Below are 10,923 nucleotides of genomic sequence, written 5' to 3'. Positions count from 1 at the left end.
TGCCCCTACAAATTTTGGCGTTGCTGAATAGAAGCATGATTTTTGACTGTAGGGGTAGGTCTTGTGCCTACCCTGACGTAGATGGAGGGTAACCACAAGGGATTGCCCCTACAAATTTTGGCGTTGCTGAATAGAAGCATGATTTTTGACTGTAGGGGTAGGTCTTGTGCCTACCCTGACGGAGATGGAGGGCAACCACAAGGGCTTGCCCCTACGAATTTCATATCTCGATTCAGCAACGCCCAAATTTTATCCTCAGATTCAGCAATGCCTTTTTTGCCGACTGGCTTCTTTGATTGATGAGTTTTGTGCAGATTGTTTTAGAAACACTGATTCGGTTTTGCTCTCGCTATATAAAGGATTTGGATAGTTACTGAAAATCGGGCGATCGCTAGGGCAAATCATGATCAAAGAGAAATGGCTTCGTTTTCGGAAGCGGTTCACTTTTGTAGGGCAAGTCATCTCAGGCTGTTGCTTGGTTGTCATCATCGGATTAGCACCCTTACAAGCGATCGCTCCTATTCATAACCCTTCGGCGGCTGACTCTCCAACTCAACCTCGTGGTTTTACCTTAGCTGCCACCAATCCTGCTGAGGCGGTGCAACAAGGGAGATCGCTTTACCAAGCAGGGCGATTTCTCGATGCGATCGCGCCTTGGCAAGCAGCAGCAAAAACTTATCAGGCTGAGGGCGATCGCTTAAACCAAGCATTGACATTGAGCTATCTCTCACTGGCGTATCAAAAATTGGGGCGATTTCCAGAGGCAAAGACGGCGATCTACACCAGTTTAGACTTGCTGCAACAGCCAGAAGCCAACAGCCACAACCAACTTCAAATCTTAGCTCAAGCACTCAATACTCAAGGCAGCTTAGAGTTATCTCAGGGAAACGCTGAGCAGGCATTAACAATCTGGCAGCAAGCAACTACTGCCTACGGGAAAGCGGGAGATGAAGCGGGGAGAGTGGGCAGTTTAATCAATCAAGCCCAGGCACAACAATCGTTGGGGTTGTATCTACGAGCGCGAAAAACCTTAACTGAAGTTTCAGCCGCCTTAGAACCCCAAACCGATCCGCAAATTCAGGTGACTGGATTGCGAAGTTTGGGCAACATTCTTCGTTCCATTGGTGATTTAGAAACCTCTCAGGCGGTTTTAGAGAAAGCTGGAGCGATCGCGCGTCAGGCAAATTTGCCCGAAGACAGCGCCAGTAGTGTGCTGAGTTTGGGCAACACTCAACGCGCCCAAAATAATACTGCTGCTGCACTGCAAGCTTATCAAACCGTCATCTTTCAATCGTCTTCCGCTACTACGAAAGCCCAAGCACATCTGAGCCAACTCACGCTGCTAGTGGATGATCGCCAGTGGTCGCAGGCGATCACCCAAGTACCAGAGGTGCAGTCACAAATTGCCGCCCTTCCCCTTAGCCATACTACTATTTACGCTCAAATTAACTTAATTCAAACGCTGATCCGGCTGAAACAAAGCCCGATCCAAGGCACACCCGACTGGACAGAACTGGCAGCGATCGCCGCAAAAGCGGTGCAAAGCGCCCGCACCTTGGCAGACCAATCGGCAGAATCCTATGCGGTGGGAACGCTGGGCAAACTCTATGAAAAAACGCAGCAATGGGGCGATGCTGAACAGTTGACTCGCCAAGCACTGACGATCGCCCAAGCCGTTGATGCCCCCGATATTGCCTATCAATGGCAGTGGCAACTAGGACGACTGCTGAATGCAAAAGGTAAGAAAGACGGCGCGATCGCTGCCTATCAGGAAACCATCAAAACTCTGGCACTATTGCGAAAAGATCTGGTTGCGATTAACTCAGATGTGCAGTTTTCCTTTCGAGAAAGTGTGGAACCGATCTATCGTCAACTCGTAGGACTATTGCTGGAGCCGACCCTGAATACTAATAATTCTCAACGAACAGCACCCACCCAAACTCGACTCAAACAAGCCCGTGAGGTAATTGAATCGCTTCAGTTAGCAGAACTGGATAACTTCTTTCAGGAAGCTTGTCTCACTGCCCAAACCGCTCAGATTGATCGAGTTGATGCCCAAGCCGCTGTGATTTATTCGATCATTCTGGCAGATCGGCTCGAAATTATTCTGTCTTTGCCCAATCAACCGCTGAAGCACTACGCGACCGCCATTCCCCAGCCAGAGATGGAGCAATTGTTGGATAAAATGCGGCGATCGCTTCGGCGCACCTTTCCCAACCCAGAACGCTTGCAAACCGCCCAGCAAGTCTACAATTTGCTGATTCAACCTGCTGAAAAACAGCTTGCAACGAGTGGAGTGAAAACCTTAGTGTTTGTCCTGGATGGCTCTTTGCAAACCATTCCAATGAACCTCCTCTATGATGGCAACCAGTATTTAGTTGAAAAATATAGTGTGGCGCTTGTTCCAGGGCTGCAACTGCTGCAACCCCAGCCCCTTGTGCGCGACAAGCTGAAAGTGTTGGTGGGAGCATTAAGCGAAGCGAGTCACGGTTTTTCAGCCCTGCCAGGAGTTGAGTTTGAGATTGAGCAAATCGCTACCAAAGTTCCCTCCCAAGTTTTGTTAAATCAGGACTTTACTGGGGGAAAGCTGCAAACCCAAATTCAAGCCTCTGCCTTCCCCGTGGTGCATTTGGCAACCCACGGGCAGTTTAGTTCCAACGCCAAAGATACGTTTCTGCTCGCTTGGGATAGCCCCATTAACGTCAAAGAGTTAGATGGACTGTTGAAAACAACCGCCGAAAGCCGCGATCGCAATCCCATTGAACTGCTGGTACTCAGCGCCTGTGAAACCGCCTCTGGCGATAAGCGGGCAACCCTCGGATTGGCTGGCATCGCGATTCGCTCCGGCGCTCGTAGCACCCTGGCAACCCTTTGGGCGGTCGATGATGAATCCACCGCCCAATTTATGGTGCAATTTTATAAAGAGCTAAACCAACCCAATGTTTCTAAGGCAGAAGCACTGCGTCGCGCCCAACTCGCCTTGCTGAAACAGCCTGAATTTAGGCATCCTTATTATTGGGCACCGTTTGTGTTGGTGGGAAATTGGTTATGAGAAACGAGGCAAGGGGCGAGGGGAAAGAGGCGAGAGAACAACGAATGAACGGCTTTAGGAGATTTGATAGGGCTGGAATGGGTTCTTACCCTAGCGTGTTCTTTGCCGGTCTTGGATTCAGTCTGGCGATCGCCCCTGCTAATGTGGCGGCGATTGCGCCTGTTGCTGTTTCGCCCAGTTTTGATCAATCGTTACACGCTCAAGTCACGTTTGAACCGCCCAAAGGTCAAAAAGCACCCAAGCGAACCACAGGGGGAGCCAGACGAACAAACCCTAGAATTTGTCAAACCACTCGAAACCCTTTTCAGATCGCTGCCACGACTCCTCCCCAACCGTTAGATCAATCGCTGATTGCGCTGATGCCAAATAGCAGTTCAGGTAGCACGATCGCCGATCGCCCGACTATTTTGGTTTATGTTCCCAAAAATCCGGCTAAAACGGCTGAGTTTATTGTTGAAGACACCAATTTGAAGCGGGTAGTGACGATGACCCTGGATATTTCTAATGCTCCAGGGATTTATCAACTCAAATTTGCCCCCAGCGATCCCCCGTTGGAAGTGGGAAAAGATTACCAGTGGGCATTTGCGATCGTCTGTGACAATAGCCTCAAAGATCCAATTATTTACGGCAAACTTCGCCGCATTCAACCCGATCCAGCATTCGTCAATCAACTGGCAAGCGCAACACCCAAAGATCGCATCACTCTCTATAAAAATGCTGATCTTTGGTATGACGCTTTGACCGAAATGGTCAATCTACAGCAAACTCAACCTAGTGTTTCTACTCAAGATGCATGGCAGCAGTTACTTCAATCCATTGGGCTAGAAGCTTTACAACCAGCACCGTTCAGGAAGTTTTGAGTTTTGAGTTTTGAGTTTTGAGTTTTGAGTTTTGAGTTTTGAGTTTTGAGTTTTGAGTTCTGTTCCAACTATTTTAAGATCTGCCTGATCATTTGCCTGTGAGAAAGTAGGTTTTCATGTCTCCTCGTCCTTTCACTGCAATGGTGCCGCGATCAGTAAATTTGTACTTATCTTTTAGGTGCTCATAGGTGGCTTCAGTGACTTGAATTTCGCCTGGAATGCTGTGAGTTTCCATGCGACTAGCAATGTTAACGGCATCGCCCCACAAGTCATAGCTGAATTTTTTGATGCCAATCACTGCCGCAACGACGGGTCCGGTATTGATGCCAATCCGGATGCGGAATGGGTCGCCTAGGTCGGTTTTGAAGTGGGCGATCGCCTGTTGCATATCGAGCGCCATGGCTGCGATCGCGTCTGCATGGTCGGCACGGGGTACGGGCAACCCACACACTGCCATGTAAGCATCGCCAATGGTTTTGATTTTTTCTACGCCATACTGTTCTGCCAGATGGTCAAAGGCAGAAAAAATTTCATTGAGTAAGCTGACGAGATCCGTTGGCGATAGCCGGGATGCTAGCCCAGTAAAATCTACAATGTCAGAAAATAAAATTGTGACTTCATCAAACCGGGTGGCGATCGCGCTTTGTCCTTGCTTCAGTTGTTCAGCAATCTCTTCTGGCAAAATGTTGAGCAACAAGCGTTCTGATTTTTCTTGTTCGATTTTGAGGGCTTCTTCGGCTTGTTTGCGTTGAGTAATGTCTTCAATCACGCCTAAAAGCCCGATCACGTTACCCTGCAAATCGTGAATTGGCAGTTTGCTGATATCCAGCCACCGATCTTGTCCATCGGCTGATTGCCGAACTTTGCGGGCAACCATGTGCAGTTCGGGCATATCGGTATTGATAATGCGGCTATCTTGACTGCGAAATTGATCAGCAAGATCGGCGCTGGGCAGCACGTCGTAATCTGTTTTGCCCACGATCGCATCGGGAGTCTCTAGCCCTGCGGATTCTGCCCAGTTTTTGTTACAGCCCAAAAAGGTGAGAGTTGTGTCTTTCCAAAAAACTTGTTGCGGAATATTGTTCAAAATAATTCGCAAATATTGTTCGCTGGTAGAAAGGGCGGTTTCGGTGCGGAGACGTTCCTGAACTTCCTGCTCTAGTTGAGTGTTTTTTTGACTGAGTTCCACGGTGCGATCGCGGACTCGTTGTTCCAGCGATCGCGAATACTCTGCCAACTGCCCATAGGAGAAGCGCAAATTTTTCCACAGCATCAAGCCATTATTGCCCACAGCCACACCTGTCAACGCTAATAGGGGTGGCACAACGGGAATCCACCAGCCCCCTAAAAAGGCGATGTAGGTTCCACCCACTAACCCACCACCCAGCAGAAACACGCTCATTAGCACCCAACGGGGAGAACGCAAACGGAGTCCCACAATTCCTCCGATGCCTGCCCACAGGCAAATCCAGAGGATTTCAATCGGTTCTGCCCATACGCGAATTAGCGACTTCCCATCTAGCGCAGCGCTCAAAATCTGGCTGGTAATGCTGGCATGAATTTCCACGCCTGCCGCTTTTGTGGTGGATCGACTGGTAATTTCATCGCTGCAAGGGGCGCTAAAGAGATCTCCAGCGCTTTCAGCCGTTACGCCAATTAGCACTACTGTATTTTGAAGCGGTATGGTGCTAGTTCCTTGCAGCAGGTCATCCATGGAAAGGGTGTGAAATCCTTTGCGCGATCGGCAAAAGGTCGATAGGATTTGATATCCGCCTGCATCTGCGTTGACATACCCGCCATCGAACGGTTTCAGCGGGGTGAATGAGGCTTTTCCTAACTGATACTGATTTTGTTCAGTATTTACCGATTCAAGGTTGATTCCCTGTTTAGCCAAATATGTAAGGGCTAATTTTGTCCCGATTCCGACGACGGTTTGATCTTGACTATCTTTGAGGGTTAACAGGCTCCGACGAACCTTGCCATCGCTATCTAACACAATGTCGCTAGCGCCCACCTGATTTTGTGGGTTCAAGCTAGTCGGGGGGTCTACCGAGCCAGCGGCATTGCCCACCATGCGAACGCCAACCAGGTTGGGTGTGGTTTCAAACACTTTGACTAACTGGGAATGCCCTGGCTCAATTGGCAGATTGCGATATAAATCTAGCCCGATCGCCTTGGGTTGTTGCTGCTTAACCTTGGTAAGTAGGGTCGCCAATACCTGATCAGAAACGGGCCACTGATACTTGGCAATATCTGCCTCAGTAATTCCCACAATTACAATGCGGGGATCGACGGGTGCGGCGGGTGCCCATTCAGCAAATTGGTCAAATGCAGCCCATTCCAATAATTGCAAGCCACCTCCAAACCGAAGAGCAATCAACGCTCCTGCCACACTTGCTGTTAGTAATACTCCTTGCGATCGCTCAAAAAGTTGTTTGAGGTTGTCCCACATCTTAGCCGCTCGTTGGTCATTCTATAGTTGTTGCGCTAAGCCCCCTGATGTTCTACTTTACACCGTGAGTTTTGTCGTGACAGGATGGTGCGTTTACCTTTCCTATTCCGGCATTGCTGAATCTGGGGATGAACTTGGTAGGGGCAATCCCTTGTGGTTGCCCTCCATCTCAGTCTCGCATCAATGGTATCAGGTTAATATGATGCAGGATTTGGCATCAGTCATGAGTTTTATGTAGGAGCGATCGCGATGTTAAGCAGGACACCCAATCAATCCAAAGCCAGAGCCACAGAAGCGAGAGCCACAAAAGCCAGAATAACAAATATTGAAATTCGGTTTGCGATCGCGCTGTCAGTTTTAGGTTGGGTGATAGTGGAGGCAACTGAACAAGGCATTTGCGCGATCGAGTTTGGCGACACGCCAGAGATATTGACAACCCAATTGCAGACTCGCTTTCCCCTGGCTCAACCGCAAGAATCCGATCCGATGTTCTCCAACTGGGTCGCCCAAGTGCTTCGTTTGATCGAAACCCCCGCTCGCGGGCTTGATGTGCCCCTCGATATTCAAGGGACAGCCTTTCAACGGCTTGTCTGGACAGCATTGCAGACGATTCCATCTGGCACAACCGTTAGCTATGGCGCGATCGCCCAGCAAATTGATCAGCCTACCGCCATCCGAGCAGTGGCAACTGCCTGTGCTGCAAACACGCTAGCCGTTGCCATCCCGTGCCATCGGGTGGTTCGCAGTAATGGCGGTTTGAGTGGCTATCGCTGGGGCATTGAGCGCAAACGGGCACTGCTAGAACGAGAAGTTTCTTCTTTCTGCTAGTGCTGCTTTCGCCTGTTCGCGATCGTCAAAGTGAATTTTTTCGGTGCCAAGGATTTGATAATCTTCGTGTCCTTTACCTGCGATTAATACGCCATCGCCGGGTTCGGCATTGAGGATTGCAGCACGAATGGCAGCCGCGCGATCGCCCATCACAATGGGGTTCACTGCTTCAGGAATGCCAGCGACCACATCAGCCAAAATGCGCTGGGGATCTTCAGTCCGGGGATTATCAGAGGTGACATAGACAGCATCAGCAAGGTTGGCGGCAATCCGTCCCATTTGCGGACGCTTGGTGCGATCGCGATCGCCACCGCAGCCAAACACACAAATCATCTGCCCGTTAATAAAAGGACGAGCCGCTTTCAGCATATTTTCCAAACTGTCTGGCGTGTGGGCATAATCCACAATCACGCTGATGTCCTGATCGGGTGAAAGCTGCACCTGCTCCATGCGACCGGGCACACCGCTGAAGTGAGGTAATGCCGCCGCGATCGCGTCTAGATCCAACCCTAAATGCAACACCGCGCCAACCGCTGCCAACAAGTTTTCTAGATTAAATTGCCCCACTAAAGGCGACACAAATTGAGTAGTGCCCTTGGGCGTATGCAGCACTCCACTAACACTGGCGGCTCCATAGCTCAGGTCACTTGTCCACAAATCGGCGTTCTGATCCTGAGTGCTATAGCTCCAAGTTTTTGCTTGAGGTCGGTTGTGAATCAGCCGTTTGCCGTAAGCATCCTCTAGGTTAATGACCGCCAAACCTTTCAAATAATCCGGGTGAAACAGCAGTGCTTTAGCTGCAAAATACTCCTCCATATCGGCGTGATAATCCAGATGATCTTGGGTCAGGTTCGTAAACACACTGACCTCAAAAGTGCAGCCTTGTACGCGACCTTGTGCCAATGCGTGAGAGCTTACTTCCAGCACGCCATAGTCGCACTCGGCATCTACTGCGTCGGCAAGTTGCTTTTGAAGTTCTACGGCGAAGGGGGTAGTGTGGGCGGCGGTTTGTTGATAGCCCTTCCAGCGGGTGTAAAGTGTGCCCAAAAGAGCAGGAGATTTCTGGGCGTGGTTGAGAAAGAACTCAATTAGGTGGGTGGTTGTGGTTTTGCCGTTGGTGCCAGTTACGCCCACCAGTTTTAGGGTTTGAGCAGGGTGATGATAGAACGCAGCGGCAATCTGGGCGCAGGCTTGAGAGATATTTTCTGTGGGAATGATGCAGGCATTAGCAGCGGTTTCAGGACTATTCAAGGCTTTATCAGCCGCCGCCGGAGAGACGATCGCCGCAATCGCACCTGCCGCGATCGCCCCTGACCAAAACTCGCCGCCATCGACTCGCGTTCCCGGCATTCCAATAAACAAATCCCCCGGTTGACACGCCAACGAATTAGTCGATAAGCCTTTCACCTCGCTATCTAGTGCTGGGTGATCAGCCATGGACTCTATCCCAGATGCAGCTAGCAACTCTCGCAACTTCATGTCAGCACCTACTCACAAAATGCCTTTCTATTGTGCAGGATCAATCAGCAATTTTTGTAGCATCTGTTCCAACTGGGCGATCGTAGTGCGGGGAGAAGGGCGGGGAATGGCAGAGAGCTTTGTTCGCGTAGCGTCTCCGTAGGAGATATTTTGAGTTTTGAGTTTTGAGTTTTGAGTCTCTTTTCTGTCCTCTTGGCTTACCCAAAATAGGACTGGAATTTCGTATTGATACTGTTGAAACCAATCGTCTCGTGTGGTGATGTCGCGAACTTCGAGTTCTAGGGGAATGCTTTGAATTCTCTCTAGTTTTTCTTGCAGCCCTTCACACAGATGGCACCCTGGTTTGCTATATAAAATCAACTGCATCGATCAACACTCCTTTAACGCAATTGTGATCTTAAATCAGCCTGTTCGTCCCAGTGAGTATAGGGCAACATGGATCGCCGCGATCGCCATGCAAGGATAGTCAGATTTGGCTATCTTAGTTACAACGCGGATTGGAGTCAGCCATTAAATCTAAAATGAACCAATCTATTGAACCTTTGACTCAACCCTCTAATCTTGACCTCGAATGGCTCAACCAAAAGTTTGAGCAGGCTCATCCCAAAGATATTCTTGCCTGGTGCGTGGTTAACGTTCCAACTGGTTTAGTTCAAACTAGCGCGTTTAGCGTGGATGATTTGTTGATTACAGATTTGCTTTACCGCGATTTGCAGCCAGTCAACCCGATTCCCGTTTTATTTATAGACACCCTCCACCACTTTCCCCAAACTCTCGATTTGGTTGCAAAGGCACGGCATCTTTATAAACTCAATCTCAAGAGTTATAAAACTCCTGGGGTCACGATGCGGCAAGATTTTGCTGCAAAATATGGTGAAGCTCTATGGCAAAAGGATCATTCTAGGTTTCATTACTTAACCCAAGTCGAACCATTGCAGCGGGGCTTAGCAGAACTAAATGCGATCGCATGGCTCACTGGAAATCGCCGCGACCAAGCTGATACCTTCATCAATCTGCCTATTTTTGAACTAGATTTGCACCAGCAGTTAAAGGTTAATCCACTGGCAAACTGGACTCGTAAAGAAACGTGGGCATATGTGTTTGAACACGATGTCACCTACAATCCTTTGCATGATCAAGGCTACCCCAATATTGGAGATGAACCCTTGACTTTGCCAACCCCTGAAGCCAGCAACTCGATTGAACTTTGGCAAAACTAAAATATAGAATTTTTTGTGAAAAGTGCCCCATCCCTAATCCCTTTTTTATGCCTAAAACTGTTTTTATTACAGGTGCCTCCACCGGAATTGGCTATGCGACGGTTCAGCTTTTTCACCAAAACGGATGGAACGTGGTCGCAACGATGAGATCGCCCGAAAAAGCTGCTGACCTTGCCCAGTTAGATAATGTGCTTTGTTTACCGCTGGATGTGACCGATTTTAGTTCAATTCAGCCCGCCATAGATGCCGCATTAGCGCGATTTTCTGCCATTGATGTACTCGTCAACAATGCAGGCTACGGGTTAATTGGCGCGTTTGAAGCTTGCACCGCTGAGCAAATTCAGCGACAGTTCGCCACGAATGTGTTTGGGCTGATGGAAGTGACCCGCGCATTCTTGCCGCATTTTCGCGATCGCCGCTCTGGTGTAATTATCAACATTTCCTCGATTGGCGGACTGACTGGATTTCCTTTGTATAGCCCCTATCACTCCACCAAGTGGGCAGTGGAAGGCTTTACCGACTCCTTACAGTATGAATTAGAACCGTTTAATATTCGCGTCAAGCTGATAGAGCCGGGTCCAATTAAGACGGATTTTTATACGCGATCGCCCGACATTGCCCAACAGCCCGGACTCACTGCTTATGACAGCTTTGTTGCAAAAGTCATGCCCACCATGACCAAAGCTGGAGAAACCGGATCTCTGCCCGAAGTGACCGCCGCCGTGATTTTTCAAGCCGCGATCGATGGCAGCGATCGTCTACGTTACCCTGCTGGAGGCAATGCGGGACTATTGTTGCTGTTACGCAAGCTGCTACCCGACTCGTTATTTTCAGCGATCGTTCGGGCTACCACCATCAAAAGCTAGGGCAGGGCGATGACATACAGCGCAGCTACCGATGGCTCAACGCACTGGATTGATTGGCTATCAACTCTGTCGGCGCGAGATTAAACGGGCAGGAAAATGGCAGAAGGCTTGGCTACCGGGAGCAAACATTGGTGCGCCATTGGTTTCGATAAAGTCCTCCAGCATC

8 protein-coding genes are annotated in these 10,923 nt (G+C 49.4%); 5 read left to right on the top strand and 3 right to left on the bottom strand.

Translation table 11 applies throughout. The features are described 5' to 3' along the window. The first annotated feature begins 403 nt into the window (after window positions 1-403). Both AB3R30_RS24925 and AB3R30_RS24920 read left to right on the top strand, forming a co-directional pair. Window positions 404-3,052 carry a CHAT domain-containing protein gene (locus AB3R30_RS24925; RefSeq protein WP_458651910.1) on the top strand — a complete coding sequence of 883 codons (2,649 nt, stop codon included), beginning with the start codon at window positions 404-406 and terminating at the stop codon, window positions 3,050-3,052. After that, entirely contained in the window at window positions 3,049-3,912 is an 864-nt protein-coding gene (locus AB3R30_RS24920; protein ID WP_458651909.1) for a DUF928 domain-containing protein, read from the top strand. The genes AB3R30_RS24925 and AB3R30_RS24920 overlap by 4 nt, the downstream gene beginning before the upstream one ends. Before the next feature lie 88 nt (window positions 3,913-4,000). On the opposite strand, the gene AB3R30_RS24915 is transcribed toward AB3R30_RS24920, so the two are convergent. Further along, entirely contained in the window at window positions 4,001-6,364 is a 2,364-nt protein-coding gene (locus AB3R30_RS24915) for an adenylate/guanylate cyclase domain-containing protein (RefSeq protein WP_458651908.1), read from the bottom strand. A 249-nt stretch (window positions 6,365-6,613) separates the two neighbouring features. On the opposite strand from AB3R30_RS24915, the gene AB3R30_RS24910 reads away from it, so the two are divergent. Further along, window positions 6,614-7,192, top strand: coding sequence for a methylated-DNA--[protein]-cysteine S-methyltransferase (locus AB3R30_RS24910; RefSeq protein WP_458651907.1), 579 nt, complete (start codon window positions 6,614-6,616; stop codon window positions 7,190-7,192). Here AB3R30_RS24910 and AB3R30_RS24905 read toward each other — a convergent pair. Then, complete coding sequence (locus AB3R30_RS24905; RefSeq protein WP_458651906.1) at window positions 7,163-8,629, bottom strand: UDP-N-acetylmuramoyl-L-alanyl-D-glutamate--2,6-diaminopimelate ligase; 1,467 nt, start codon at window positions 8,627-8,629, stop codon at window positions 7,163-7,165. The two genes, AB3R30_RS24910 and AB3R30_RS24905, sit on opposite strands and share 30 nt — an antisense overlap. 69 nt (window positions 8,630-8,698) lie before the next feature. Further along, window positions 8,699-9,037 (bottom strand): glutaredoxin family protein, encoded by a 339-nt coding sequence (locus AB3R30_RS24900; protein WP_458651905.1) that lies wholly within the window; start codon window positions 9,035-9,037, stop codon window positions 8,699-8,701. A 155-nt stretch (window positions 9,038-9,192) separates the two neighbouring features. Between AB3R30_RS24900 and AB3R30_RS24895 the strand changes: the two genes are divergently transcribed. Together AB3R30_RS24895 and AB3R30_RS24890 are read left to right on the top strand one after the other, a co-directional pair. Then, window positions 9,193-9,891: a phosphoadenylyl-sulfate reductase gene (locus AB3R30_RS24895; RefSeq protein ID WP_458651904.1), complete on the top strand. Its 699-nt coding sequence runs from the start codon at window positions 9,193-9,195 to the stop codon at window positions 9,889-9,891. A 47-nt stretch (window positions 9,892-9,938) separates the two neighbouring features. Then, window positions 9,939-10,757 carry an SDR family oxidoreductase gene (locus tag AB3R30_RS24890; RefSeq protein ID WP_458651903.1) on the top strand — a complete coding sequence of 273 codons (819 nt, stop codon included), beginning with the start codon at window positions 9,939-9,941 and terminating at the stop codon, window positions 10,755-10,757. The last annotated feature ends 166 nt before the right edge of the window (window positions 10,758-10,923 follow it).

Origin of the sequence: Sivoneniella epilithica UHCC 1019, assembly GCF_040830845.1 — a bacterium.
Classification (GTDB): Bacteria; Cyanobacteriota; Cyanobacteriia; order Leptolyngbyales; family Leptolyngbyaceae; genus ULC077BIN1.
The sequence above is the reverse complement of the archived record's forward strand: the minus strand, read 5'-3'. Positions and strand labels throughout refer to the sequence as shown.